The organism is Bradyrhizobium sp. WBOS08 (assembly GCF_024585125.1).
Lineage (GTDB): Bacteria > Pseudomonadota > Alphaproteobacteria > Rhizobiales > Xanthobacteraceae > Bradyrhizobium > Bradyrhizobium japonicum_B.
Genome location: NZ_CP028988.1, coordinates 1,506,440 through 1,533,297, shown reverse-complemented (window position 1 = coordinate 1,533,297; position 26,858 = coordinate 1,506,440). Strand labels below are relative to the sequence as shown.

Here is a 26,858-nt window from a genome sequence, read left to right as displayed (position 1 = left end):
AACGCTAGCGGCGCGGGCCCGGCGTCGCCGCGAGGTGACCGGGCCCTCGCAGGGAGACGCGGGATGACAGACCCACACGTCGCAGATCACGAGCATGACGCGGTCTCCGGGCGCCGGTCCAACGGCGTGCTGTCGCGGATCAACGCACCCATTGCGCGCGCGGGCATGTATCTGTCGGTGACCGGACTGCTCGTCATCGTCGCCATCGTCTTCTACCAGGTGTTCGGACGTTACGTGCTCAATTCCAGTCCGACCTGGACAGAGAACCTTGCGCTCGTGCTGATCCTCTATGTCACGCTGATCGGCGCCGCCGTCGGCGTGCGCGATGCCGGACATATCGGCATGGACAGCCTGCTGGTGATGCTGCCGGACCACGCGCGAGAGAAGATCGAGATCGTGATCCACGTGCTGGTCGCCGCGTTCGGCGTCGCCATGGCCTATAATGGTTGGATCCTCGGGGCGTCCGTCGGTACCGTGAAGATCCCCAATCTCGGCCTTCCCGAGGTGATCCGCTACGTGCCGCTGATCGCCTCCGGTCTCCTGATCGTCTCCTTTTCCATCGAGCACATCATCGCTCTCCTGCGCCGCGAAGAGGTCGTCCCCTCATGGAACTGATCATCCTCGGCGCCACCTTTTTCGGCTTCCTGATCCTCGGCGTGCCGGTTGCCTTCGCGATCGGCCTCTCCGCGATCTGCACCATCCTCTACGAAGGCCTGCCGGTCGCCGTCATCTTCCAGCAGATGATGTCGGGGATGAACATCTTCTCGTTCCTCGCAATTCCCTTCTTCGTGTTCAGCGGTGAGCTGATGCTGCACGGCGGCGTCGCCGACAAGATCGTGCAGCTGGCCAAGAATCTGGTCGGGCACATCCGCGGCGGCCTCGGCATGTCGAACGTGGTCGCCTGCACCCTGTTCGGCGGCGTCTCCGGCTCGCCCGTGGCCGACGTATCGGCGATGGGCGCGGTGATGATCCCGATGATGAAGAAGGAAGGGTTCGACACCGACTACGCTGTCAACGTCACCACGCACGCTTCGCTGGTCGGCGCCTTGATGCCGACCAGCCACAACATGATCATCTATGCGCTCGCCGCCGGCGGCAAGGTCTCGATCGGTGCGCTGATCGCGGCCGGCCTGCTGCCGGCGCTCGTGCTGATGGTCTGCATGCTGGTCGCTGCCTACGCGGTTGCGGTGAAGCGCGGTTATCCGGCCGGCAAGTTTCCGGGTTGGCCCGAGGTGTTTCGCTCGTTGGCAGCCGCGCTGCCGGGCCTTCTGATCGTCGGCATCATCCTGGCGGGCATCCTGTCCGGTGTCTTCACGGCAACTGAATCGGCGGCCATCGCGGTCACATACACGATGCTGCTGACGTTCTTCATCTACCGCACCATGACCTGGAGCAATTTCCTGCGCGCGGCCGCCAAGGCGGTGAAGACGACGGGCGTGGTGCTGCTCTTGATCGGCGTCTCCACCATGTTCCAATATCTGATGGGGCTTTACGAGGTGGCCGACCTCGCCGGCGAAATGATGAGCAAGGTCTCGTCGCAGCCCTGGGTCATCTTCCTGCTCATCAACGTCATTCTGTTCGTGCTCGGCACCTTCATGGACATGGCCGCGACCATCCTGATCTGCACGCCGATCTTCCTGCCGATCGCGATGAAGGCGGGCATGGATCCGGTGCAGTTCGGCATGCTGATGCTGATCAATTGCGCGCTGGGGCTGAACACGCCGCCGGTCGGAACGACGCAGTTCGTGGGATGCGCCATCGGTGGCATCTCGGTGGGCGCTGTGATGCGCACCATCCTGCCGTTCTACGCGGCGCTGATCGCAGCTCTGATGTTCGTGACCTACGTCCCCGCATTCTCGCTGTGGCTGCCGCGCCTATTGATGGGCTACAAGGGATAGCGGCAGGACAGGAGAGGCTATCAGTGACGGACTATCGCAAGCTTTTCGATCTCACCGGCAAGACGGCCGTGGTGCTCGGCGCCGCCTCGGGTATCGGCAAATCGTCGGCCGAGGCGCTGGCCGGGCTGGGGGCCCGCGTTGTCTGTGCCGATCGCACGCTTGACGGGGCGGAGGCGACCGCCGGCGGCATTCGCGACAAGGGCGGCTGGGCCGAGGCAGCCAGCTGTGACGCCGCGAGCGCTGCGGACGTCAATGCGCTTGCCAAGGTCATGATGCAGAAATTCCCACGGCTCGACATCGCCGTGACGACGCCCGGTCTCAACATCCGCAAGACCATCCTCGACTACACCGAGGAAGATCTCGACCGCGTCCTCAACCTCAACGTCAAGGGCACGGTCTACTTCTTCCAGGCCTTCGGCCGCATCATGGTCGCGCAGAAAGGCGGCAGCATCATCGCCTGCTCCTCGGTGCGCGCGGTGACCATTGAGCCGGGGCTCGGCGTCTACGGCTCGACCAAGGCGGCGATTGGCCTCCTGGTAAAGGGCTTCGCCTCCGAGGTCGGCCATGCCGGCGTGCGCGTCAACGCCATTGCGCCCAGCATCGCCGAGACGGCGCTCACCGGTCCGTTCAAGCAGCGGCCCGACATCTACAATCTCTATGCCGGCCATACCGTGTTCAATCGCTGGAGCAGTGCCGACGAGGTCGCGACCGCCGTCGCCTATCTCGCTTCGGATGCGGCGAGCTATGTCAGCGGCAGCACGCTGTTCGTCGATGGCGGCTGGACCGCCGTCGACGGACCGCCGACCGGCCTCACCCAGTTGCACAAGTAGCGCGACCGGCAGGGCGCCGGCGCGTAACGCTACCGTCTGACCGGACCGGGCCGTCTTCGCGGTTGCAGCAGGAACCGGGCCGCGCGCGGTTTGAGCAAATCGCATAGGCACTGCCGACAAAATGCCCTCGGCTGGATGGTATTTCGGTGTTACGAATCCGACCATGAACCAGCACGCCAAGATCGAAATCCGCCATTCGACCTGTCCGCATGATTGCCCCTCCGCCTGCGCCCTCGATGTCGAGGTGATCGAGGGCCGCAGCATCGGCCGCGTCCGCGGCTCGAAGCGGCAGACTTACACGGCCAGCGTCGTCTGCGCCAAGGTCGCCCGCTACGCCGAGCGCATCCATCATCCTGAGCGGCTGATCTACCCGCTGCGCCGCACTGGACCGAAGGGCTCCGGGCAATTCGCGCGGATCTCCTGGGACGAGGCGCTGGACGAGATCGGGCAACGCTTCAACGCCGCCGAGCGCGAGTTCGGCGCGGAATCGATCTGGCCCTATTACTATGCCGGCACGATGGGGCTGGTGATGCGCGACGGTCTCAACCGCCTCACGCATGTGAAGAAATATTCGCGCTTCTATCAGACCATCTGCGCCAACGTTGCCCGCATCGGCTTTGCGATCGGGACGGGCAAGATCGCCGGCGCCGATCCGCGCGAGATGGCGCTGTCCGACCTCGTCGTGATCTGGGGCACCAATCCGGTCAACACCCAGGTCAACGTGATGACACACGCCGCCCGCGCGCGGAAAGAGCGCGGCGCGAGGATCGCGGCGGTCGACATCTACGACAACGACACCATGAAGCAGGCCGACATCAAGATCATCCTGCGGCCCGGCACCGACGGCGCCTTTGCCTGCGGCGTCATGCATGTCCTGTTCCGCGACGGCTATGCCGACCGCGCCTATATGGACAAGTACACGGACTGCCCTGCCGAGCTCGAGGCGCATCTGAAGACGCGCACGCCGGAATGGGCGTCCGCGATCACAGGCGTGCCGGTGGCGGAGATCGAGGCCTTCGCCAAGGCAGTCGGCGAGACCAAACGCACCTTCTTCCGCCTCGGCTACGGCTTCACGCGCAGCCGCAATGGCGCCACGCAGATGCACGCGGCAAATTGCATTCCCGCGGTGACCGGCGCCTGGCAATACGAAGGCGGCGGTGCCTTCTTCAACAATTACGCGCTATGGCACTTCAACGAATCCATCATCGAGGGCCACGATGCCATCGATCCTGGCATCCGCGCACTGGACCAGTCCAAGATCGGCCGCATCCTCACCGGCGACGGCGAAGCCTTGCGCGGCAAGGGGCCGGTCAAGGCGATGCTGATCCAGAATACCAATCCGATGACGGTGGCGCCGGAGCAGGCGCTGGTGCGGCAGGGCTTCGGGCGCGAGGATCTGTTCGTCGCGGTGCACGAGCAGTTCATGACCGAGACGGCGCAGATGGCCGACATCGTGCTGCCCGCGACCATGTTCATGGAGCATGACGACCTCTACTACGGCGGCGGCCACCAGCACATCTCGGTCGGGCCGAAGTTGATCGATCCGCCCGGCGAATGCCGCTCCAACCACTGGGTTCTGCAGGCGCTGGCGCCGCGGCTCGGTGCCAGGCATCGAGGTTTCGAGATGACCCCGCGCGAGTTGATCGACGCGACGCTGAAGCTGAGTGGCCACGGCGACATCGGCGGCCTCGAGGCCGATCTCTGGCGCGACCTGCAACCGGATTTCCGCACATCCCACTATCTCGACGGTTTTGCCCATGCCGACGGCAAATTCCACTTCAAGGCCGATTGGGTCCACCCGCCATTCGGCGTGACCATGGGCGATGTCGACAAGATGCCGTCCTTGCCGGATCATTGGGCCGTGATCGAGCAAACCGATCAGGCCCATCCGTTCCGGCTCGCGACCAGCCCATCGCGCAGCTTCCTCAACACCACGTTCAACGAGACGCCGTCCTCGCAGGCGCGCGAGGGCAAGGCGCGCGTGATGATCCATCCGCTGGATGCCGCCGCCCTCGACATCGCCGACGGCGATGCGGTGACGCTCGGCAATACGCGCGGCGAGACCACGCTGATCGCAACCTTGTTCGACGGCGTGCGGCGCGGCGTCCTGATTGCGGAATCCGTTCATCCCAACAAGAATCATATCGGCGGCCGTGGCATCAACATGCTGACGGGCGCCGAGGCCGTCGCGCCGATCGGCGGGGCCGCGTTCCATGACAACAAGGTCTGGATCAGGAAAGCGGTCGTGGCCTGAGGGGCGCTCCGCGTTGATCTCGAGCAAATTTGCGTCGAGGCGCTAAAGCGCGGCCGCGCCTTAGTTTGGGCTTGCACCTTGCGTCGGAGCTGCCGCAAATGGCGGCACGAAGCGGCGGAAGCGAGCTACCATGACCGAGACCACAGCAATCATCACCGAGAAGCGCGGGCAGGCGTTCTGGATCACCATCAACCGGCCGGAGAAGCGCAACGCGCTGAACGGGGAGGTCATCGCCGGCATCACCAAAGGCTATCGCGACGCGCATGACGACAAGGACGTCCGCGTCATCGTGCTGACGGGCGCAGGCGACAAGGCGTTCTGCGCCGGCGCCGATTTGCAGAATTCCGGCGCGGCTTTTGCGATGGACCATTCCAAGCCAAATGTCGACTATGCCGACCTGCTACGTTTGTCGCAGAACGCCACCAAGCCGGCGATTGCGCGGGTGGGCGGCGTCTGCATGGCCGGCGGCATGGGCTTGCTCTGCATGACCGACATGGCGGTCGCGGCCGATCACGTCGTGTTCGGCCTGCCGGAGGTCAAGGTCGGCGTGTTCCCGATGCAGGTGCTGAGCCTGCTCCAGCGCATCGCGCCGCCGCGCCTCGTCAACGAATGGGCGCTCACGGGCGAGCCGTTCGATGCCAAGGCCGCGCAGGCTGCGGGTCTGCTCAACTACGTCGTGCCCACGGCCGAGCTGGATGCGAAGGTCGACTGGCTGATCGGCCGCATCGTCGACAAGTCCCCGACCGCGATCCGCCGCGGCAAGTACGCCATGCGCGCCATCGCCGCGATGTCGTTCGACGAGAGCATCGCCTATACCGAAAGCCAGATCGCGCTGCTCGCGATGACCGAGGACGCCAAGGAAGGCCTCAAGGCGTTCAGCGAGAAAAGGAAGCCGGTCTGGACGGGGCGGTGAGGCCTGCGCTCTCGCGTCCGGGGGACGAGCCCGCCGTCATTTCGAGGCGCGCGTAGCGCGAGCCCGGAATCCATCGTGCAGCAAGCGACGCGGGGGAATGGATTCCGGGCTCGCGCCAAGCGGGCGCGCCCCGGAATGACAAGCTACCCCGCATTTGCCCTCAGTCCCGCCGCCTGGATACCCGCCACCGCGCAGGCCTCGTCATTGTCTGACGTATCGCCGGAGACGCCGACCGCGCCGAGCAGGGTCGTGCCGTCCACGATCAGCACGCCGCCGGGCACCGGCACCAGCGCGCCCTTGGCAATCGTGTTCACGGCATCGATGAAATAGGCCTGCTCCTGGGCGCGTTGGAACAGCGCGCGCGAGCCCATGCCCATGGCCAGTGCGCCATAGGCCTTGCCGTGCGCGATCTCGGCGCGCATCAGACTGGTGCCGTCCTGCGCGGCGGCAAGCTTCAGCACGCCGCGCGCGTCGAGGATGGTCACGACCAGCGGCTTCAGCTTGAGCTCGCCGGCCTTCGCAAGGGCGGCGTCGAGGATCTTGCGGGCAACTTCGAGCGTGAGGTCAGCCATGTCTGGGTTCCTTTGCAGTGGTGGAAGTGGAATTGGGCTCGTTACGATCGAGGCTCAGCGCCAGTACGCGTGCGACATGGAGCGCCTCGCGCTGCGTGCCGTCGTGGATCTGGTGACGGCAGGACGTGCCGTCGGCAACGACGAGCGTCGTTTCACCTGCGCGCCGCACTGCGGGCAGCAGTGACAGCTCGGCCATCTCGATCGATGCATCATAGGTGTCGGCGCCATAACCGAAGGCGCCGGCCATGCCGCAGCAGCTGGACTCGATGGTCTCGACCTCGAGGCCCGGAACGAGCCGAAGCACCTGCTCGACCGGCTTGAAGGCGCCAAAGGATTTTTGGTGGCAATGGCCGTGCACCACGGCCTTGTCGGCAACGCTGCCGAGCGGCAGTTGCAGCCGGCCGGCTTCGGCCTCGCGTACCAGGAATTCCTCGAAGGTCAGCGCACGCGCGCCGACCGCCTTGGCGTCGTTGTCCTTGCGCAGCGAAGCGAGCTCGTCGCGCAGCGTCAACAGGCAGCTCGGCTCGAGACCGACGATCGGCACGCCGCGCGCTGCAAAGGGCGCGAAGGCGGTGACGAGCCGGTCGAGCTCGGCCCTCGCTTCATCGACGAGACCGGCGGACAGGAAGGTGCGACCGCAGCAGAGCGGGCGGCCGCCGCTTGCCGGCCTGGGCAGATGTACGCGATAGCCGCCGGCCACGAGCACGCGCAGCGCAGCGTCGAGGTTTTCCCGCTCGTAGATGCGATTGAAGGTGTCGGCGAACAGCACGACCTCGCCGCCGGCTTGCGGGCCGACGCTTTCGGCCGGCGGCACGAACACGTCGCTGCGGAAGGCGGGTAGCGCCCGGCGCGCGCTGATGCCGGCAAAGCGCTCGAACAATCGCCGCAGCCATGGGCTGCGATTGCGCAAATTCGCCAGAGGCGCGAAGCGCGAGGCGAGGCCGGCATAGCGCGGCAGATACGCGACGAGACGATCGCGCAGCGTGAGGCCGTGGCTCGCGGCATGCGCGGCCAGCACCTCGATCTTCATCTTGGCCATGTCGACGCCGGTTGGGCACTCATGGCGGCAGGCCTTGCAGGAAACGCAAAGCTTAAGCGTCTCCATCATCTCGTCGGACGATAGCGCATCAGGGCCGAGCTGGCCGGAGATCGCAAGCCGCAGCGTGTTGGCGCGCCCTCGCGTGACATCCTTCTCGTTGCGCGTGGCGCGGTAGGACGGGCACATCACGCCGCCCTCGAGCTTGCGGCAGGCGCCGTTGTTGTTGCACATCTCGACCGCGCCCTGGAACCCGCCGCCGGCGCCGGGATAAGCCGACCAGTCGAGCTTCGTCTTCAGCTCACCGACGCGATAATCGGGCTTGAAGCGAAACAGCGAGCGGTCGTCCATCCTGGGCGCGTCGACGATCTTGCCGGGGTTGAGGACGCCGCCGGGATCGAAGCGCTGCTTCACCTCCCTGAAGTCGGCGACGAGGCGCGCGCCGAACATGGTCTCGTGGAATTCCGAGCGGACCAGTCCGTCGCCGTGCTCGCCGGAATGCGAGCCCTTGTACTCGCGCACCAGCGCAAAAGTCTCTTCGGCGATGGCGCGCATCGCCTTGACGTCCTTCTCCAGCTTCAAATTCAGCACCGGGCGCACGTGCAGGCAGCCCTCGGAGGCGTGCGCATACATCGTGCCGCTGGTGCCGTGCCTGGCAAACACCTCGTTCAGCCGCGCGGTGTAGTCGGCAAGGTGCGGCAGCGGCACCGCGCAGTCCTCGACGAAGGAGACCGGCTTGCCCTCCTGCTTCATCGACATCATAACGTTGAGACCGGCGGCGCGAAAATCGGCGATGCCGCTCTGCAGCGCGGGCTGGATGATCTCGACCACGCCGCCCCATTTGCGCGTGTCGTTATTCCAGCCGAAGCCGAGATCGTCCATCAGCTCGCCGAGCTGCTTCAGGCGGATCAGGTTGTCCGCCTGGTCCTCCTCGGCGAACTCGACCACCAGCACGGCATCCGGATCGCCCTTGATGGCGGCGGAGATGACGGGTGCGAACATCGCGATGTCGCGGCCGAGCGCGATCATGGTGCGGTCGACCAGCTCGACCGCGATCGGCTTGAGCTTGACCAGATGCTGGGCCGCATCCATCGCCTCGTAGAAACTGCCGAAATGGCAGACGCCGAGGACCTTGTTGCGGATCACCGGCCACAGCTTCAGCTCGACCTTGGTGGTGAAGGCCAGGGTGCCTTCCGAGCCGACCAGGAGGTGCGCCATGTTGTTCGGCGCGTTGCGCGGCACCAGGGCATCGAGATTGTAGCCGCCGACGCGGCGCTGCACTTTGGGAAACCGCGTCGCGATCTCCTCGGCCTCGCGGGAGCCGAGATCGAGCATGTCGCGAAACAGCGCCCGGACTTTGTCGCCGGCATCAACATCGGCAAGATCGCGCGAGACCTCGCCGAAGCGGCTCAGCGTGCCGTCGGCGAGGGCGGCTTCCATCGACAGCGTGTTGTCGCGCATGGTGCCGTAGCGCAAGGAGCGGCCGCCGCAGGAATTGTTACCGGCCATGCCGCCGATGGTGGCGCGCGAGGCGGTGGAGACGTCGACCGGAAACCACAGCCCGTGCTTTTTGAGCTGCCGGTTGAGGTCGTCGAGCACGATGCCGGGCTCGACCACGCAGGTCCGGTTCTCGACGTCGAGCGACAGGATCCGGTTCAGATGCTTGGAGAGATCGACCACGAGGCCGTCATTGACGGTCTGGCCGCATTGCGAGGTGCCGCCGCCGCGCGGGGTGACCTTCAGCCCCTCGTCGCGGGCAATCGCCAGCGCCCGCAGGGCCTCCTCCATGGTCTTGGGCGCCACCACGCCGGCTGGCACGATCTGATAGAACGAGGCGTCGGTGGCGTAGCGGCCGCGGCTGAAGGGGTCGAACAGAACGTCGCCGGTCAGCTCCGACCGCAGACGCCGTTCGAGCGAGGAGGCGTTTGTCATCCCTGATCTCGCACTGATCCAGTAAGGCTCAGCCTTGCTGAGTTATTCATTATCGTTCCCGACCGACGCGTTATGAATGCAAAAATGACCAGGTTGGCCGCCTTCAAGGCGAGGCCGGCGCGGGCTCTTGGGGCTCGGTCAGGTGCTCGATCGCGGCCGCCCGCTTGTTGCGCAGGTGCTGGAACAGGATGTCGCTGAGCTCGCTGCCGGCCCTCCGGCGCAGCGCATCGAGGATCGCCTCGTGCTCGCGCATCGCTTCCGCCCAGCGTTGCCGCTTGCGGGCGAAATTGGCGGAGTAGCGGACGCGGCGGATTCGGCCCGCGAAATTGGCATAGGCCGTCTTCAGCGTCTCGTTGCGCGCGGCCGCGACGATGCTCTCGTGGATGCGCTGGTTGGCTTGGAAATAGCCGTGCATGTCGCGGTGTAGATAATGCCCGTACATCTCGTAATGCAGCTGCTCGATCGCGGTGATTTCCGCGTCGCTAATCGCCTCGCAGGCAAGGCGCCCGGCCAGGCTCTCCAGTCCCGCCATTACATCGAACAGCTCCTCGAGGTCGCGCTGGCTGAGCTGGCGCACTCGTGCGCCGCGGTTGGGCAAAAGCTCGATCAGGCCCTCGGCGGCAAGCACCTTCAGGGCCTCGCGCAGGGGCGTGCGGGAGATGCCGAGCATCTCGCAGAGTTGCCGCTCGGGAATGCGGCCTCCTTCCGGGATGTTGCCTTCCACCACGTAGTCGCGCAGCCGCAGCAGGATCTCGCCGTGGAGCGAGGCCTCCTGCCGGTCGCCGCCATTGCCTGCGGCGGGGGTGATCGGAACCCCGTTGTCGGGAATCGTGGATTTCATTTGCAGCACAATAGTTTGCCCGTCTGGTCGCGTCGACGTCGGCTATCGAATACCAAAATTCGATTGTAATGACAAAAAATGAATGCAAAATTGGGCGAGGCAAACCGGTCAGGGTCGCCGACTGGGAGGTTTTCATGCATCAGGGACGTCATTTCCTTCAGATTCCGGGCCCTAGCCCGGTCCCTGAGCGCGTCCTGCGCGCCATGGACATGCCCGTCATCGACCACCGCAGCGCCGAGTTCGGCGAGCTCGGCCGCGCCGTGCTCGAAGGCAGCCAGCAGATCTTCCAGACCAAGGGTCCGGTCGTGATCTTCCCCTCATCGGGGACGGGGGCCTGGGAGGCTGCGATCGTCAACACGTTGTCGCCGGGCGACAAGGTGCTGATGGTCGAGACCGGTCATTTCGCCACGATGTGGCGGCAGATGGCCGGCCGCTTCGGCATCGAGGTCGATTTCGTCCCGGGCGATTGGCGGCGGGGCGCCGACCCAGCGGCGATCGAGGCAAAGCTCACCGAAGACACCGCGCGCGCGATCAAGGCCGTCATGGTCGTGCACAACGAGACCTCGACCGGTGCCACCAGTCGCATCGCCGAGATCCGCGCTGCGATCGATCGCGCCTCGCATCCGGCGCTGCTGATGGTCGACACCATCTCCTCGCTCGGCTCGGTCGACTATCGCCACGACGAATGGAAGGTCGACGTCAGCGTCAGCTGCTCGCAGAAGGGATTCATGCTGCCGCCCGGCCTCGGCTTCAACGCGATCTCGGAGAAGGCGCTGGCTGCGTCCAAAGCCAACCGGATGCCGCGCTCCTATTTCGACTGGGAGGAGATGCTCAAGCCGAATGCAAAAGGCTTCTTCCCCTACACGCCCGCGACCAATCTGCTCTACGGCCTGCGCGAGGCGATTGCGATGCTGCTGGAAGAGGGGCTCGACAACGTGTTCGCTCGCCACCAGCGGTTGGCGGCTGCGACCCGGGCCGCCGTCAATCATTGGGGCCTCGAGATCCTCTGCCAGGAGCCGGCCGACTACTCGCCGGTGCTCACCGCGGTGCTGATGCCGCCGGGGCATGACGCCGACCAGTTCCGGAAAGTCGTGCTCGACAATTACAACATGTCGCTCGGCTCGGGCCTGTCGAAGGTCGCAGGCAAGGTCTTCCGCATCGGCCATCTCGGCGAATGCAACGCGCTGACGCTGCTCGGTGCGCTCACGGGCGTCGAAATGGGCCTCTCGGTCGCCGGCGTGCCGCATCGCGCCGGTGGCGTCGACGTCGCGATGAAGCTGCTGGAGCAGCGCCCGCAGGGCAATGCCTCGCCGCATCTCAAGATCGTCGGCACGTAAGGGGGCGACTATGGCAGGGACGGCAGTCGAGGGCAGGCCGGTCCGCCATGGATGGACCAACCCTTTCGAAAGAGGACAAGCCGGTCAAATGGTGCTATTCGGCGCCCACCAAACCAAGGCTAGACCGGGAAGGACGCCGATGACCGTGCATACTGGAAGGCATTTCTTACAGATTCCAGGACCGACCAACGTACCCGATCGCGTGCTGCGGGCGATGGACATGCCGACGCTGGACCATCGCGGTCCGGAGTTCGCCGAGCTGGGTTTTGCCGTCCTTGCTGCGATGCAGCGGGTGTTCCGCACCAAGCAGCCTGTGATCATCTTCCCGTCGTCCGGGACCGGCGCCTGGGAAGCGGCGATGGTCAACGTGTTCTCGCCGGGCGACAAGGTGCTGATGTGCGAGACCGGCCAGTTCGCCGTGCTGTGGCGCGGCATCGCCGACAAGTTCAAGCTCGAGGTCGACTTCATCCCGAGCGACTGGCGCCATGGTGCCGACCTTGCCGAGATCGAGAAGCGCCTGTCCGCCGACAAGCAGCATGCGATCAAGGCCGTCTGCGTCGTTCACAACGAGACCTCGACCGGCTGTGTGACGCCGCCGCTGGAGGTGCGCAAGCTGCTCGATCGGATCAAGCATCCGGCGCTGTTGATGGTCGACACCATTTCCGGCCTCGGCTCGATGGAATACGAGCACGATGCCTGGGGTATCGACGTTTCGGTCGCCGGCTCTCAGAAGGGCCTGATGCTGCCGCCCGGCCTCGGCTTCAACGCCGTCTCGGAAAAAGCGCTCGCGGTCGCCAAGGCTAACCCCGGCATGCGCTCCTATTGGGACTGGCAGGAAGTCATCAACTTCAACACGCTCGGCACCTTCCCTTATACGCCCGCCACCAATTTGCTCTACGGCCTGCGCGAGGCGGTCAAGATGCTGGAGGAGGAAGGGCTGGAAAACGTCTGGGCCCGCCACAAGCGCCACAGCGCCGCCACGCGTGCTGCGGTCAAGGTCTGGGGCCTGGAGACGCAGTGCTCCGACCCGGCCGCGCACTCGCCGGCGCTGACCGGCGTGCGCGTGCCTGAGGGCTTTGATGCCGACGCGTTCCGCAAGGTGGTGTTGGAGAACTTCGACATGTCGCTCGGCACCGGCCTGAACAAGGTCAAGGGCAAGGTCTTCCGCATCGGCCATATCGGCCATTTCAACGATCTGATGCTGATGGGCACGCTTGCCGGCGTCGAGATGGGCCTCGATCTCGCAAAAATTCCGCACCGCAGCGGCGGCGTGTTGGCGGCCATGGACGTCCTGAAGGGGCGCGAGGCGGTGCAGATGACCAAGGCCCAGGTGGCCTGAACGAACTTGGAAAGTGAGCGCGTGATGAACGCACCTGCGACGACCAACGAAGACCTGCTCTACTCCGTCCAGGACGGCATCGCGCGGATTACCTTCAACCGCCCCCAGGCGCGCAACGCCATGACCTTCGCCATGTATGACCGCATGGCGGAGATCTGCCTCGAGATCAACGTCGACCGCTCGATCAAGGCGTTGATCCTGACCGGCGCCGGCGACAAGGCGTTCGCCTCCGGCACCGATATTTCCCAGTTCCGTGCATTCAAGACCGCGCAGGACGCGCTCGACTACGAGGCACGCATCGACCGCGTGCTCGGCACGCTCGAGCAATGCCGCGTGCCCGTGATCGCGGCGATCGCCGGCGCCTGCACCGGCGGCGGCGCAGGCATTGCCGCCTGCTGCGACTTACGCATCGGCACCGAGACGACGCGGATCGGCTTTCCGATTGCGCGCACGCTCGGCAATTGCCTGTCGATGTCCAACATCAGTCGCGTCGTCGCCTTGGTCGGACCCGCCCGCACCAAGGACTTGATCTTCAAGGCGCGCCTCGTCGAGGCACAGGAAGCCCTGGCGCTCGGCCTGCTCAACGAGGTCGTGCCCGATGTCGAGACGCTGCAGCGCCGCGCCGACGAGACCGCAAAGCTCGTGGCCAGCCACGCCCCGCTCACGCTGGAGGCGACCAAGGAAGCCGTGCGCCGCATCCGCCGTACGCTGTCGCGCGAAGAGGGCGAGGACCTGATCCTGAAGGCCTATATGAGCGAAGATTTCCGCGAAGGCATGGACGCCTTCCTCAACAAGCGCGCGCCGGTCTGGAAGGGCAGGTAAGTCTCACGCGCTTTCGGCTTCGTCAGCCGAAAGTCATAGGGTTCGACCGGCTCGCTTGCTTGAACTCGTCGGTGATAGTCCGCACAATGCAGGGATAAAAGTTTCCGCACTACAACTCAATAAACATCAGGGGACGAAACTCGTGCGAATTCCAGGGAAAGCCGTCGGCGCTGCAATGGCGCTGTTGTTGAGCACGCCGGCATTTGCCGGCTGGGAGCCGGCCAAGCCGGTCGAGATCGTGGTGGCGGCAGGCGCGGGCGGTGCCTCCGACCAGATGGCGCGGATGATGCAGGCCGCGATCCAGAAGAACAATCTGATGAAGCAGCCGATCGTCGTCTCGCTCAAGGGCGGCGCCTCGGGTGCGGAAGCGCTGATGTACATGAAGTCCAGCGAGGGCGATCCGAACAAGGTGCTGATCGCCTATTCGTTGATCTACATGCTGCCGCTGTCGGCGAAGATCCCCTTCAATTGGCGTGAGCTGACCCCGGTTTCGGTGGTCGCGCTCGACCAGTTCGTGCTGTGGGACAACAGCGCGGGTCCCAAGACGGTGAAGGAATTCGTCGCGGCCGCGAAGGCCGCGAGTGCGCCGTTCAAGATGGGCGGCACCGGCTCCAAGCGCGAGGACCACGTGCTGACCGTCTTCCTCGAGCAGAAGACCGGCGCGAAGTTCTCGTATCTGCCCTACAAGTCCGGCGGCGAGGCCGCGACCCAGCTGGTCGGCAACCACACCGAAGCCAACGTCAACAACCCCAGTGAGAATCTCGAAGTCTGGCGCGCGGGCCAGGTGCGTCCGCTCTGCGTGTTCGACAAGGAGCGCATCTCCTACACCAGCAAGGTGACGGACACCCAGTCCTGGGCCGACATTCCGACCTGCAAGGAGGAGGGCGTCGACGTGCAATATCTGATGCTGCGCGCGATGTTCCTGCCCGGCAAGGTGACGGCCGAGCAACAGGCGTTCTATGTCGATCTCTTCCACAAGGTGACGCAGACCTCGGAGTACAAGGACTACATGGAGAAGCAGGCCTTGAAGCCGATCTTCCTCACCGGCAAGGACATGGTGCAGTTCCTCGAGGAGGATGATGCGCTCAACAAGTCGCTGATGACCGAAGCCGGTTTCGTCGCGAAGTAACCACCTCTGGCGTCATGCCCCGCGAAGGCGGGGCATCCAGTATCGCACAGAGCTCAACGATATGGCTTCTGGACGGAGTACTGGATCATCCGCTTTCGCGGATGATGACAGGGCAATTTGATTTGGCAGCTCATGTCCCAAACCGATCTCGAAATCGTCGTCGACGATCCGACCGCGCCCGAAGACGATTCGCCCTCCGTCGTGTCCTCCGGCACGATCGAGATCGTCGTCTGCCTGCTGCTGCTCGCGCTGGCCGTCACGCTCGGCTACGACAATTGGCGCACCGGCGCGTCCTGGGATTCGACCGGGCCCGAGCCTGGATATTTCCCATTCTATCTCTCGGTCATCCTCGGCGGCGGCAGCCTCTACGGCCTGATCGCGGCGCTGGTCGCGCACCGCAAGGCGGCTGAGACCTTCGTCACGCAGGCGCAGGCGCGCCGCGTGCTGGCGGTGTTCGTGCCGACGCTGCTGTTCTGCCTGGCGATGCAGTTCCTCGGCCTCTATGTCGCGAGCTTCCTGCTGATCGCGGGCTTCATGCGTTTGGTCGGAAAGATCGCGCTGTGGAAGTCGCTGCTGACCGCCTTCGTGTTCACGGCGATCATGTTCGTCACTTTCGACGTCGCCTTCGACGTCATCATGCCGAAAGGGCCGCTCGAAGCGGCCTTCGGCCGCTAGGCGGGCCTGCCATGGAAGCCTTCGGTCTCCTGCTCCACGGTTTTGCCGTCCTGCTGACGTGGAAGACGCTCGTCCTGATGATGGTCGGGCTGGTGCTCGGCATCTTCGTCGGCGTGTTGCCGGGCCTCGGCGGTCCCAACGGCGTCGCGATCTTGTTGCCGCTCACCTTCACGATGGATCCGACCTCGGCGATCGTGATGCTGTCCTGCATCTATTGGGGCGCGCTGTTCGGTGGCGCCATCACCTCGATCCTGTTCAACATTCCCGGCGAGGCCTGGTCGGTCGCGACCACCTTCGACGGCTATCCGATGGCGCAGCAGGGCAGGGCGGCGGAGGCGCTGACCGCGGCGTTCACCTCCTCCTTCATCGGCTCGCTGGTGGCGGTGCTGCTGATCACCTTCCTGGCGCCGATGATCTCTTCCTTCGCGCTGAAATTCGGCCCGCCCGAGTTCTTCGCGGTCTATCTGCTCACCTTCTGCTCCTTCGTCGGATTGGGACGCGAGGCCAAGCACAAGACGGTCATCTCGATGTCGCTGGGGCTGCTGCTGGCCGGCATCGGCATGGATACCGTGTCGGGCAACCTGCGCATGACCTTCGGCTCGCCGGAATTGCTCCGCGGCATCAACTTCCTGGTCGCCGTCATCGGCCTGTTCGGCATCAGCGAGATCCTGCTGACGATGGAGGAGCGGCTGGCGCTGCGCGGACATGCGGCGAGCATTTCCCTGCGCGTCGTGCTCGGCGTCTGGAGGGACTTGCCGAAATATTGGATGACGCTGCTGCGCTCCTCCTTCATCGGCTGCTGGCTCGGCATCACCCCGGGCGGCGCGATCGCGGCCTCCTTCATGGGCTACAATCTTGCCAAGCGTTTCGCCAAGGAGCCGGAGAGCTTCGGCAAGGGCCGCATCGAGGGCGTGTTCGCGCCCGAGACGGCGGCGCATGCCTCCGGCACCTCGGCGCTGCTGCCTATGCTGGCGCTCGGCATTCCCGGCTCGGGCACTGCGGCGATCCTGCTCGGCGGGCTGATGGTGTGGGGGCTCAATCCGGGACCGCTGCTGTTCGTCGAGCACAAGGACTTCGTCTGGGGCCTGATCGCCTCGATGTATCTCGGCAATGTCGTCGGCCTCGTGCTGGTGCTGACGACGGTGCCGATCTTCGCCTCGATCCTGCGCGTGCCTTTTGCCGCGGTGGCGCCGATGATCGTGGTGTCCTGCGCGATCGGCGCCTACGCGATCCAGAACGCGATGTTCGACATCTGGCTGATGCTCGGCTTCGGCGTGGTCGGCTACGTCTTCAAGAAGATCGGCATTCCGCTGGCGCCGTTCACCCTCGCGCTCGTGCTCGGCAACCGCGCCGAGGATGCCTTCCGCCTCTCGATGATCGGCTCCGGCGGCACGCTGAAGGTGTTCTGGTCGAACGGGCTGGTCGGCTCGATCACGACACTCGCGATCGTGCTGCTGTTCTGGCCCCTGATCGAGCGCTTGCTCGGCCGGGTCGGCTGGAGCCAGCGGGACAAACCGGCGACGCTATGACAAGCAAGTTTTATCAGTATCTTAGCTCGTCGTGTCGCAATAGGCCGGTTGCTCACGCCTAGTGCTTCTCTCCAAATGTTGCTGCCGGGCGACAGCCTCGGCCGTCCTTGGCGCCTATGCTCCCCCTGGATTTCCAGTCTTTCAGAGGGCATTGCAATGAAGCAGGTTGTGATAGGCATCGTGGCGGCATCACTGGTCGCGAGCAGTGCATTGGCCGCCGACCTGGCATCGAAACCCTACGTGAAGGCCCCGCCGGTGGTCGATCCGGTCTGGAGCTGGACGGGCCTCTATGCCGGATTGAACGCCGGATACAGCTGGGGCCGCGCGGACACGACCATCGCGCCGATCGCACTGCCATTCCCGGCCACGCAGTTCGGTGCGTTCGGCCAGAACGTCGATGGTTGGCTGGCCGGCGGTCAGCTGGGCTACAATTGGCAGGTCGATCCGAAATGGGTCGTCGGCCTCGAGGGCGACATTCAGGCGACCGGGGAGCGTTCGTCGCGGACGGTGACCACGACAAGCGCGCGCTACGGTTCGAATATCATCGGTCTTCCCATCGGCTCCGACTTCAATTCCATTGCAACGCTCACCGCAAATCTTTCCTACGATCTGCAGTGGTTCGCGACGTTCCGCGGACGCGTCGGCATCCTGTCGGATCCGCAGACCCTCTGGTACGCGACCGGTGGTCTCGCTGTCGGCGAGTTCAAGTATTCGTCCGCGACCAATCTTGGAATCCAGGTCTTCGGGCCGGGCCTCGGCGGCACCACGCCGGTGGGCGCGTTCAGCTTTCCGATCGGGGCGGCGGTGTCCAGCAGCGATACCCGGCTCGGCTGGACATTGGGCGCCGGCGTCGAACGCAAGTTCACCCGGAACTGGTCGGCCAAGCTCGAATATCTCTACATGGATTTCGGCACCAAGACTTACTTCGCGGGAACCGCCAACCAGGCGGACGTCAGTTTCCACGATCACGTGCTGCGTGCCGGCTTCAACTATGCGTTCACCCCGACCCCCGTCGTCGCGAAATACTGAGCTGTCCAGAGCGAGGCGCCTTCGATGCCCGGCAATCCTGCCGGGCATCGTCGTTTCCGGCCCAATTCACACCACCTTCGCATCTCTGAGCTTGGCGATCTCGTCCGCACCGAGGCCGAATTCCTTCAAGACCTCCTCGGTCTGCTCGCCGAATTCCGGCGGCCGCGCCACCATCCTGCTCGGCGTGCGTGACAGCGTCACCGGCTGGCCGACCAGGCGGATCTGGCGGCCCTCCTCGTTCGGCACGTCCTGGGCGATGCCGAGATGCTTGACCTGGGCGTCCTCGAACATCTGGTCGATGGCATAGATCGGCCCGCAGGGCACGCCGGCCTCGTTGAGCTCGCGGACCCAGGTCTCGGTCGACTTCGTCACGGTGCGCTTCTCGATCTCGGCGTTGAGCGCGTCGCGGTTCTTGGAACGGGCAGGGGCCGTCGCATAGTCGGGATGGGCATAGAGCTCCGGCGCGCCGATTGCCTGCGCGCAGCGCTCCCAGATCCGTCCACCGGTGGTGGCGATGTTGATGTACCCGTCGGAGGTCTTGAACACGCCGGTCGGGATGCTGGTGGGGTGATTGTTGCCGGCCTGCTTGGCGACCTCCTTCTCCATCAGCCAGCGCGCGGCCTGGAAGTCGAGCATGAAGATCTGGGCCTGCAGCAGCGACGTCTGCACCCACTGGCCCTTGCCGGACACCTCGCGCTCGAGCAGCGCGGTGAGAATGCCCATGGCGCAAAACAGGCCGGCGGTCAGGTCGGCGACGGGAATGCCGACCCGCATCGGGCCCTGGCCCGGCGCCCCAGTGATCGACATCAGCCCGCCCATGCCTTGCGCGATCTGATCGAAGCCGGGCCGCTTGTGATAGGGGCCGTCCTGGCCGAAGCCGGATATGCTGCCATAGACGATGCGCGGGTTGATCGCGGCGAGGCTGTCATAGTCGATGCCGAGCTTCTTCTTCACGTCGGGTCGGAAATTCTCGACCACCACATCGGCCTTGGCGGCGAGGCGCTTGAACAATGCGAGCCCGCGCTCGTCTTTCAGGTTCAGCGTCATGGCCCGCTTGTTGCGGTGCAGATTCTGGAAGTCGGAACCTTGCCGGGGGCCGCCCGGCTGCTCACCGCCGGCGTCCTCGGTCAGCGCGTCGATCTTGACGACATTCGCGCCCCAGTCCGCCAGTTGCCGCACGCAGGTCGGCCCGGAACGGACGCGGGTCAGATCGAGCACGGTGAAGCGCGACAGGGCTTCCGAGGCATGCGGAAAGGGCATCTTGAAAGGCTCCGGGACAGATTGCGGGCCTACCATAGTGCCGAAAGATCACGCCACAAGTCCGCGCCGACGCCGATCCCGCCTGCCGAAATGCCATGCCTGATGCGCTGCCTGCGAGATCAGCGCGACAGGCGTTTCAGTTCGACGCGCGCCTGCTCGGCCAGGGGATCGTCGGGGTGGCGTGCGATGAAGAGCTCAAGGGCCTCCCGCGTTCCCTTGCGGTGCGCGGCTTCGTATTCCTCTGCCACCGCAACAGCGGGGTCGCGGGCCATCGGCATCACGGGCGTGCGCACTGCCTTGCCCTTGTCGTCGGCCTTGGCCTTTTCCACCATGACAGGCAATCCTCCGAGGGGGCTCAATCCGGCGAGCGTGAGCAGGGCGCCAAACAGGCGAGCTGGAAATCGAGGTCGTGTCATGAAAACCCTGAAAATCACGGGCGTTCCGGGACCCGAGACCTTATTGGCGGCCCGTATGACTACGGGTTTTGATGGCTAACATCGTCTTATCGAAGGCGCACGCACGCCAGTGCCCCATTTAAACCAAACGTTTAACTCTCAAGCTAGAATTATGGGCCTTCGCGGCGAATCACGCCCAATGCGTTGCTCTGGAGAGTCAATTGGCCACCGCTGTCAGTGTCAGTGCCACCAACAACGCCGAGATCGACGGCCTGCTGTCCGGCTACAAATGGACCGGCACGATCACCTATAGCTTTCCCGACGCATCGAGCGACTATCCCAATCCCTATTATGGTGACGGCGAGCCGACCACCTCGGGCTTCGCCTCGGCGCCCACCCAGATCCAGGCGGCGATCAACTACGCGGTCGGGCTGATCCTCGGTTACACTAACGCCAACATCCAGTACGCGGGCACGAACGGCGCCGACATCATGGTCGCGCAATCGCCGGCGGCCAATCCGACTGCTTACGCCTACTATCCCTTCAATTATGCGCCCGGCGGCGACATCTGGTTCGGCACCCAGTACAATTTCTCGCTGGCCAAGCTTGGCAATTATTACTTCACGACCGCGCTGCACGAGCTCGGCCATGCCCTCGGCCTCAAGCACAGCCAGGAGGCCGGCGGCCCCGCCAACGTCGCGGTGCCGAGCGCGCATGACAGCAGCGAATACACCGTCATGAGCTATCGCAGCTATGTCGGTGGTTCAACGACGTCCGGCTACACCAACGAGGCGTACGGATATTCGCAGACCTACATGGCGAACGATATCCTCGCGCTCCAGACGATGTACGGCGCGGACTTCACGACCCAGAGCAGCAATACCGTCTACACCTGGAATCCGACCACCGGGCAGCAATCCATCAACGGCGTCGGGCAGCTCGCGGCGGGCGGCGGGGTCGGCGGCTCGGCCAACCGCATCTACGAGACGGTCTGGGACGGCGGCGGCGTCGATACCTACGACCTGTCGAACTACACGACGAACCTGAGCCTCAATCTCAATCCCGGCGCTTCGTCGGTGTTCTCTTCCGCGCAACTGGCGTATCTCGGCGACGGCCATTACGCCTCTGGCAACCTTTACAACGCCTATCTCTACAATAGCGACGCACGCTCCTACATCGACAACGCCATCGGCGGATCCGGCAACGACACCATTATCGGCAACGCCATCGCCAATGCGCTGACCGGCGGCGGCGGCGCCGACACGATCACGGGCGGGGCGGGCAACGACACCATCACCGGCGGCGCCGGCACCGACACCGCGGTGTACTCGGGCGGCCAGGCCAACTACACGATTACGTACAACACGACGACACAGACCTTCACCCTGGTCGACCTGCGCGGCGGTTCTCCTGACGGCACCGATACCGTCACTGGGGTCGAATATTTCCAGTTTGCCGGCGTCGCGGTCGCCAGCTCGACTCTGATGACGACCGTGATCGAGACGCTCGGATCGACCAGCGTGGTCCAGTCGGGCGGCAACTATTACCTGAACAACATCTCCACCGGCACCGGACCTACGCTGAAATACGCGGGCTCTGTGGTGAACACGGCCAATTACACCACCTGGTCGGTCATTGCCGCGGAGCAGATGTCGGGCGGCGGTTACGACGTGGTCTGGAAGGATTCCTCGACTGGGCATTACTCGGTCTGGAGCACGAACAGCAGCGGCAATTTCGTGACGACGCTTGCGGCGGCCCCGGAAGTGCTGGGAAGCGATCCGACGCTGCAAGCGCTGGAGCCGACCCTCCAGCAGGATCTCAACGGCGACGGAACGATTGGCCTCAGCGTCGTCACCATCGAGGCGCTTGGATCGACCAGCGTCGTGCGGTCGGGCGGTAACTACTATCTGAACAACATCTCCACCGGCATCGGACCTGCGCTGAAATATTCAGGCTCGGTGGTGAACACGGCGAATTACACCACTTGGTCCGTCATTGCCGCCGAGCAGGTGTCAGGCGGCTACGACGTGGTCTGGAAGGATTCCTCGAACGGGCACTACTCGGTCTGGAGCACGGACAGCAGTGGCAATTTCGTCAAGACGCTGGCGGCGGCCCCCGAAGTGCTGGGGACCGATCCCTCTCTGAAAGCGCTCGAGCCGACGCTGCAGCAGGATCTCAACGGCGACGGCACGATCGGCGTGCCGGCTGCCCCGCCTGTGACGGTCGAGGCGCTGGGATCGACCAGCGTCGTGCGGTCGGGCGGTAACTACTATCTGGAGGACATCTCCACCGGCACCGGACCTACGCTGAAGTACCTGGGCAATGCAGTGAACACGGCCAATTACAGCACATGGTCGGTCATCGCGGCCGAGCAGGTCTCGGGCGGCGGCTACGACGTGGTCTGGAAGGATTCGTCGACCGGGCATTACTCGGTCTGGAGCACGGACAGCAGCGGCAACTTCGTGACGACGCTTGCGGCAGCCCCGGAGGTGCTGGGCACCGATTCATCTCTACAGGCGTTGGAGCCGACGCTGCAGCAGGATCTCAACGGCGACGGCACGATCGGGATGCCGGTTGCCGCTCCTGTGACGGTCGAGGCGCTGGGATCGACCAGTGTGGTCGTGTCCGGTGGCAACTACTATCTGGAGAACATCTCGACCGGCATTGGACCTACGCTGAAGTACATGGGCAATGCGGTGAACACGGCCAATTACAGCACATGGTCGGTCATCGCGGCCGAGCAGGTCTCGGGCGGTGGCTACGACGTGGTCTGGAAGGATTCGTCGAACGGGCATTACTCGGTCTGGAGCACGAACAGCAGCGGCAATTTCGTGACGACGCTTGCGGCGGCACCCGAGGTGCTGGGCACCGATCCCTCTCTGCAGGCGTTGGAGCCGACGCTGCAGCAGGATCTTAACGGCGACGGCACGATCGGGGTGCCGGTTGCCGCTCCTGTGACGGTCGAGGCGATCGGATCGACCAGCGTGGTCGTGTCCGGTGGCAATTATTATCTGGAGAACATCGCGACCGGCACCGGCCCTACGCTGAAATACTTGGGCTCTGTGGTGAACACGGCCAATTACAGCACATGGTCGGTCATTGCCGCCGAGCAAGTGTCGGGCGGTTACGACGTGGTCTGGAAGAACACGGCGAACGGACATTATTCCGTCTGGAGCACCGACAGCAGCGGCAATTTCGTGACGACGCTTGCCGCGGCTCCTGAGGTACTCGGGTCCGATCCGTCCCTGAAGGCGCTTGAGCCGACCCTGCAGCAGGATCTCAATGGCGATGGCGCCGTGGGCGCAGCGCCGCCCGCAACTGCCGGGCCCGATATGTCCGGGGAGGGCTTTGCCTTCAATTTCACTCAGGACGAGACTTCGTCGACGGCCTCGTTCGAGTTGCCGGATGCGATGCCTGCACCCGCGAATGTGCAGACAGCGTCAGAGCTGTGGGCGCAGCAGTCGGAAAGCCCAGACTCGGATGTAAGCGACATTCTGGCCGACTTTCTTCACAACCAGCAGGACAACGGTTTCCTGCTGAACTGACGGCGTGGACGTCGATCGACGCAGTTTAGGGCGTTAGCCGCCGCGATTTCGAAGACGGCTGCCGCGCGCCGGACGCCGCGGCTTTGCAGCTCACCAGGCGTACTTGAACACGCCCTTGCCGGAATAGCTGGTGACGTTGCTCGAGAACTCGCCGTCGAAGGTGGCGGCGATCGAGAAGCCGCTCAGCCATTTCATCTCGGCGCTGCCGCTCACGAGTGCGGAATCGGCATCGACTTGAGCGCCGTTCACCACGAAGCTGGTGCCGGGCAGGGTCTGGAACAGCGCGGTGACTGCGCGGCTCGGATTGTAGTCGTGTGCCCAGGCGGCGCGGCTGCGCAGCGTCAGTACGCCGTTCTGCATCGCGTAGGACTTGTCGGCGCGCAGGCCAAGCTCAGAGCGGGTATCGGTCAGCGATTGCGAAGCATAGTTCAACCCGAACAGCCCGCCACCGTTGAGGCTGACTTCCGAGTAATTGGGAAGATTGAAGTTCGTCATCTGCGCCGCAGCGTAGGGCGTGATGCCGACCAGCGGCGTCGCGAAGCGATAGCCGCCCTCGAAGCGGGCCGAGAATGTGTCGGCCTTGAAACGGCCCTGGAGCTGGTCGAAGCCGCCGGGCGCCACGGTGCGGTTGGTCGTGACGTCGTGCCAGCCATAGGCGAGCGCAGCCGAGACGTAGGCCGGCCCGAAATTGTGCCGGCCGTAGACGCCGGCCTGGAATAGGTCGGCCGAGCCCGAGCCCATCGCGTCGGCGAGCGAGTAATTCAGGCCGCCGCCACCGAGCGCAAAGCCGACCAGCGTGTCCACCGAGATCCTGTAGTCCGCGCCGGCTGCACCGCCCCAGGCCCGCGCCGTCAGATCGTGCGAGCCGACCGGTGCGTTGCCGCCGACCTGGGCCGAGCCGCCATAGCCGGCCGCCCAGACGCTCCAGCGGCTGCTTGGCTGCGAGGAAAGGAGCGGCGCCTTGGTCGCCATCGCATAAGCCTCGCGCTCGCGCGCCGTGGCCGGCCGCATCGCGACGTAGGAGGCAACCTCATTGCTCCCGGCGAACTGTGCGACGCTGCCCGCCTTGGCGAAGCCACCGCTGCGTCCGGCGACGGTCGGGTCGAGCATCAGGTTGAGGAACTGGCCGTCGGCATTGATCGCCGCCTGGATGATACCGGTGCCGAGCTCGCCGGAGGCGGTGCTCAGCCCCGCTGGCGACAGTGCCGCGAAGGCCACGGGAATACCGCCGGTGGTGTTGAAGAAGTTGGTCAATGTATTCGCGACGTTCTGTTGGTTGACGTTGAGCCCGCCACCTTGCGCGAAATTGACGTTGACGTTGAGAAAGACGTTGTTGGGGTCGTAGCTCAGCGTCCCCTTCAGCGTCGGCACGTTGGTGGCGACGTTCGGGTTGAAGGTGCTGCCGGCCAGGGTGCCGGCAGCAGTCAGGATCGTGTACTGCTTCTTGACCGTACCCGATGTGAAGTTGACGCTCACCGCCGCGCCGCCGAGACCGGCTGCGCCCGTGACCTGGGTGAGGCTCGCATTGGCCGAGGACACCTGCACCAGATAGGTCGAGGCGGCGGTAAAGGTCAGCGATCCGCTGATCGTCATCGGGCCGAACGGGTTAGTCGTGCTGCCGGGCGCCAGCGTGCCACCGTTGACGGCGACCCCCGCGATCGTGCCGCTGCCGGCGAGCGTGCCGCCGGCATTGACGCCGGTCGAGCTGTTCAGAATCGAGCCATCCACCACCAACGTGCCGCCGGTCACGGCGGTGGCGCCGGTATAGGTATTGATGCCGGTCAGCGTCTGCGTGCCCCCGGTGAGTGTGAGTCCGCCACCGGCGCCGCCGTCGTCGATGACGCCGGCAAAGGTGCCGTTGCCGCTCGTGATCGTCAAAGTGTTGGCGCCGAGATTGACGGTGCCCGCGCCCGAGAGCGATCTGATCGCGGTGCCGGTGCTCAGGGCCGTGATGTCGAAGACGCCGTTGGCGATCATGTTGCTCGAGGTCGCAATGCTGCCATCGGTGCCCCCGGAGATGACGAGGTCCAGCTCGCCGAGGGCCTGGATGGTGGTCGTCCCGGTATAGGTGTTGACGCCTCCGAGCGCCTGAACGGCGCCGCCGGCGATGACGACGCTGCCACCGCTGCTGCCGGCAATGCCGCCGTCCTGGATCACGCCGCCGAACGTGCTGCCGGACGTGATCGTCAGCGTCTTCGATCCCAGCGCGACGATGCCGCTGCCGCCGGGCGAACCGAGGCCGCGGACCGACGTGCCGGAGGTCGTCTGCGAGATGTCGAGCGTGGCACTCGCCGCGCTGAACGAGACGAACGCCGAATTTGCGATCGAGCCCGCCCCCTTCAGCGCCAACGTGGCGCCGGCATCGATCTGGGTCGCATTCGAGTAGGTATTCATGCCGGACAGCGTCTGCGTTCCACCGAAAACCTCGAACCCGCCGGTGCCCTGGATCGTGCCTGCAAACTCGGTCGAACCATTGGTGATCACCAGCCCGTTGCCACCCATGTCGACGACGCCGGAAGCGCTGCCGGCAAGCGTCGTGATCACGTTGAATGGGACGGCGGACGCCGAGATGTCGAGTGTCGCGTCCACCGTGACGAGGCTGGACGACGAGATGCTGCCGAAGCCGGAGATTGCCAGCGTTCCCGCCGAGATCGTCGTGGCGCCGCTGTAGGTGTTGGTCCCGGCCAGCGTCAGCGTGCCCGTGCCGACCTTGGTCAGGCCGCCGGCGCCGGAGATGATGCCGTCGACCTGGGTCGAACTGTTGAGGCTGCCGGTCGTGAGGGTGTTGGCGCCGAGGACATAATCGCCTGCGCCTTCGATCGACCCGGCCGTCATTCCGCCGCTGGTCAGGCCTGAGATATCGACGGTGCCGCCGGCGTTGGTGACGATCCTGGCGCTGCCGCCGGTTGCCGTGCCGGTGAAGTTCGTCGTCGCGCCGTTGTTGGTGGTGATCGTGGCGCTGCCGGCAGAGGCCGAATTCTCGAACGTGACGATGCCGCTGTTGGCGAGACTTGCTGTTCCGGCCGTGCTGCTCTGACTGAATTTGACGTTGCCGCCGACATCGTTGGTGATGATCACGATCCCGACGCCGCCGCTCGCGGTGCTGCCGTTCTGAAACACCAGATTGTTGCCGGAGGTGACCTCGAAGTTCTGGGTATTGACCGTGTCGTTGTTGATGATGCCCGTTGCGTTGACGGTGAACGGGTTGCCGATCGTGAACGTGTAGGCCTGCGAGGTGTTCGCGAACCGGATGGTGCCGATGCTGATGCCGCCGTTGTTGTTGTCGACCGCCGTGTTGCCGGTGTTGGCGAAGGTCGCGGTCCCGTCGGGCACGCCCGGGTTGGATGACCAGTTGGCCGGATTGGTCCAGTCCGAGGAGCCGCCGGTCCAGGTGCCGTCCAGGGCGTGCGCGGCGACGACGCCGAGTGCGGTGGTCGCGAGGAATGTCGCCAGGGAGCCGCGCACGATGGATCGCAGCCCATATCCGATCCGCCCTCCTGCCTTTATCGGTCCGGCCATCCA

Annotated in this window: 19 protein-coding genes; 13 read left to right on the top strand and 6 right to left on the bottom strand. The window is 64.9% G+C overall.

Going from position 1 to position 26,858, the window contains the following annotated elements; translation table 11 throughout:
• Nucleotides 1-63: 63 nt before the first annotated feature.
• The 5 genes from DCM80_RS07405 (at nucleotide 64) to DCM80_RS07385 (ending at nucleotide 5,895) form a co-directional block, all read left to right on the top strand.
• A complete protein-coding gene (locus DCM80_RS07405) occupies nucleotides 64-615 on the top strand; it encodes a TRAP transporter small permease (RefSeq protein WP_257175684.1) in 552 nt (183 codons plus the stop codon).
• On the top strand, nucleotides 606-1,898 hold the full coding sequence (locus tag DCM80_RS07400; protein WP_257196384.1) for a TRAP transporter large permease: 1,293 nt from the start codon (nucleotides 606-608) through the stop codon (nucleotides 1,896-1,898). Before DCM80_RS07405 ends, DCM80_RS07400 begins: the two co-directional genes overlap by 10 nt.
• Before the next feature lie 23 nt (nucleotides 1,899-1,921).
• The gene (locus DCM80_RS07395) at nucleotides 1,922-2,728 is read left to right on the top strand and encodes an SDR family NAD(P)-dependent oxidoreductase (protein ID WP_257196383.1); all 807 of its coding nucleotides are present in this window, start codon (nucleotides 1,922-1,924) and stop codon (nucleotides 2,726-2,728) included.
• Between the two features lie 163 nt (nucleotides 2,729-2,891).
• On the top strand, nucleotides 2,892-4,982 hold the full coding sequence (locus tag DCM80_RS07390; protein WP_257196382.1) for a molybdopterin oxidoreductase family protein: 2,091 nt from the start codon (nucleotides 2,892-2,894) through the stop codon (nucleotides 4,980-4,982).
• Between the two features lie 130 nt (nucleotides 4,983-5,112).
• Nucleotides 5,113-5,895: an enoyl-CoA hydratase/isomerase family protein gene (locus tag DCM80_RS07385; protein ID WP_257175680.1), complete on the top strand. Its 783-nt coding sequence runs from the start codon at nucleotides 5,113-5,115 to the stop codon at nucleotides 5,893-5,895.
• A gap of 143 nt (nucleotides 5,896-6,038) precedes the next feature.
• Here DCM80_RS07385 and DCM80_RS07380 read toward each other — a convergent pair whose 3' ends face one another.
• The 3 genes from DCM80_RS07380 to DCM80_RS07370 all read right to left on the bottom strand — a co-directional run bounded on the left by DCM80_RS07380 (nucleotide 6,039) and on the right by DCM80_RS07370 (nucleotide 10,276).
• A complete protein-coding gene (locus DCM80_RS07380; RefSeq protein ID WP_257196381.1) occupies nucleotides 6,039-6,467 on the bottom strand; it encodes a heme-binding protein in 429 nt (142 codons plus the stop codon).
• Nucleotides 6,460-9,435 (bottom strand): FAD-binding and (Fe-S)-binding domain-containing protein, encoded by a 2,976-nt coding sequence (locus tag DCM80_RS07375; RefSeq protein ID WP_257196380.1) that lies wholly within the window; start codon nucleotides 9,433-9,435, stop codon nucleotides 6,460-6,462. The genes DCM80_RS07380 and DCM80_RS07375 overlap by 8 nt, the downstream gene beginning before the upstream one ends.
• A gap of 103 nt (nucleotides 9,436-9,538) precedes the next feature.
• Nucleotides 9,539-10,276, bottom strand: coding sequence for a GntR family transcriptional regulator (locus DCM80_RS07370; protein WP_257196379.1), 738 nt, complete (start codon nucleotides 10,274-10,276; stop codon nucleotides 9,539-9,541).
• A 134-nt stretch (nucleotides 10,277-10,410) separates the two neighbouring features.
• Between DCM80_RS07370 and DCM80_RS07365 the strand changes: the two genes are divergently transcribed.
• From DCM80_RS07365 to DCM80_RS07335, 7 genes are all read left to right on the top strand, one after another.
• On the top strand, nucleotides 10,411-11,613 hold the full coding sequence (locus tag DCM80_RS07365) for an alanine--glyoxylate aminotransferase family protein (RefSeq protein WP_257196378.1): 1,203 nt from the start codon (nucleotides 10,411-10,413) through the stop codon (nucleotides 11,611-11,613).
• 139 nt (nucleotides 11,614-11,752) lie between these two features.
• On the top strand, nucleotides 11,753-12,952 hold the full coding sequence (locus DCM80_RS07360) for an alanine--glyoxylate aminotransferase family protein (protein WP_257196377.1): 1,200 nt from the start codon (nucleotides 11,753-11,755) through the stop codon (nucleotides 12,950-12,952).
• A 24-nt stretch (nucleotides 12,953-12,976) separates the two neighbouring features.
• A complete protein-coding gene (locus DCM80_RS07355; protein WP_257196376.1) occupies nucleotides 12,977-13,774 on the top strand; it encodes an enoyl-CoA hydratase/isomerase family protein in 798 nt (265 codons plus the stop codon).
• 175 nt (nucleotides 13,775-13,949) lie between these two features.
• Nucleotides 13,950-14,903, top strand: coding sequence for a tripartite tricarboxylate transporter substrate binding protein (locus tag DCM80_RS07350; RefSeq protein WP_257196375.1), 954 nt, complete (start codon nucleotides 13,950-13,952; stop codon nucleotides 14,901-14,903).
• Between the two features lie 132 nt (nucleotides 14,904-15,035).
• Entirely contained in the window at nucleotides 15,036-15,578 is a 543-nt protein-coding gene (locus DCM80_RS07345) for a tripartite tricarboxylate transporter TctB family protein (RefSeq protein WP_257196374.1), read from the top strand.
• A gap of 11 nt (nucleotides 15,579-15,589) precedes the next feature.
• Nucleotides 15,590-17,107 (top strand): tripartite tricarboxylate transporter permease, encoded by a 1,518-nt coding sequence (locus DCM80_RS07340; RefSeq protein WP_257196373.1) that lies wholly within the window; start codon nucleotides 15,590-15,592, stop codon nucleotides 17,105-17,107.
• A gap of 156 nt (nucleotides 17,108-17,263) precedes the next feature.
• A complete protein-coding gene (locus DCM80_RS07335; protein WP_257196372.1) occupies nucleotides 17,264-18,136 on the top strand; it encodes an outer membrane protein in 873 nt (290 codons plus the stop codon).
• Between the two features lie 66 nt (nucleotides 18,137-18,202).
• Here the strand turns inward: DCM80_RS07335 and DCM80_RS07330 are convergent, their stop codons facing one another.
• Both DCM80_RS07330 and DCM80_RS07325 read right to left on the bottom strand, forming a co-directional pair.
• Entirely contained in the window at nucleotides 18,203-19,396 is a 1,194-nt protein-coding gene (locus tag DCM80_RS07330; RefSeq protein WP_257196371.1) for a CaiB/BaiF CoA-transferase family protein, read from the bottom strand.
• 119 nt (nucleotides 19,397-19,515) lie between these two features.
• Nucleotides 19,516-19,728 carry a hypothetical protein gene (locus DCM80_RS07325; protein WP_373569388.1) on the bottom strand — a complete coding sequence of 71 codons (213 nt, stop codon included), beginning with the start codon at nucleotides 19,726-19,728 and terminating at the stop codon, nucleotides 19,516-19,518.
• Nucleotides 19,729-20,012: 284 nt separating this feature from the next.
• On the opposite strand from DCM80_RS07325, the gene DCM80_RS07320 reads away from it, so the two are divergent.
• Nucleotides 20,013-23,336 (top strand): M10 family metallopeptidase C-terminal domain-containing protein, encoded by a 3,324-nt coding sequence (locus tag DCM80_RS07320; protein ID WP_306594640.1) that lies wholly within the window; start codon nucleotides 20,013-20,015, stop codon nucleotides 23,334-23,336.
• A gap of 90 nt (nucleotides 23,337-23,426) precedes the next feature.
• Here DCM80_RS07320 and DCM80_RS07310 read toward each other — a convergent pair whose 3' ends face one another.
• Nucleotides 23,427-26,855 carry an autotransporter domain-containing protein gene (locus tag DCM80_RS07310; RefSeq protein WP_257196370.1) on the bottom strand — a complete coding sequence of 1,143 codons (3,429 nt, stop codon included), beginning with the start codon at nucleotides 26,853-26,855 and terminating at the stop codon, nucleotides 23,427-23,429.
• Between the last annotated feature and the right edge of the window lie 3 nt (nucleotides 26,856-26,858).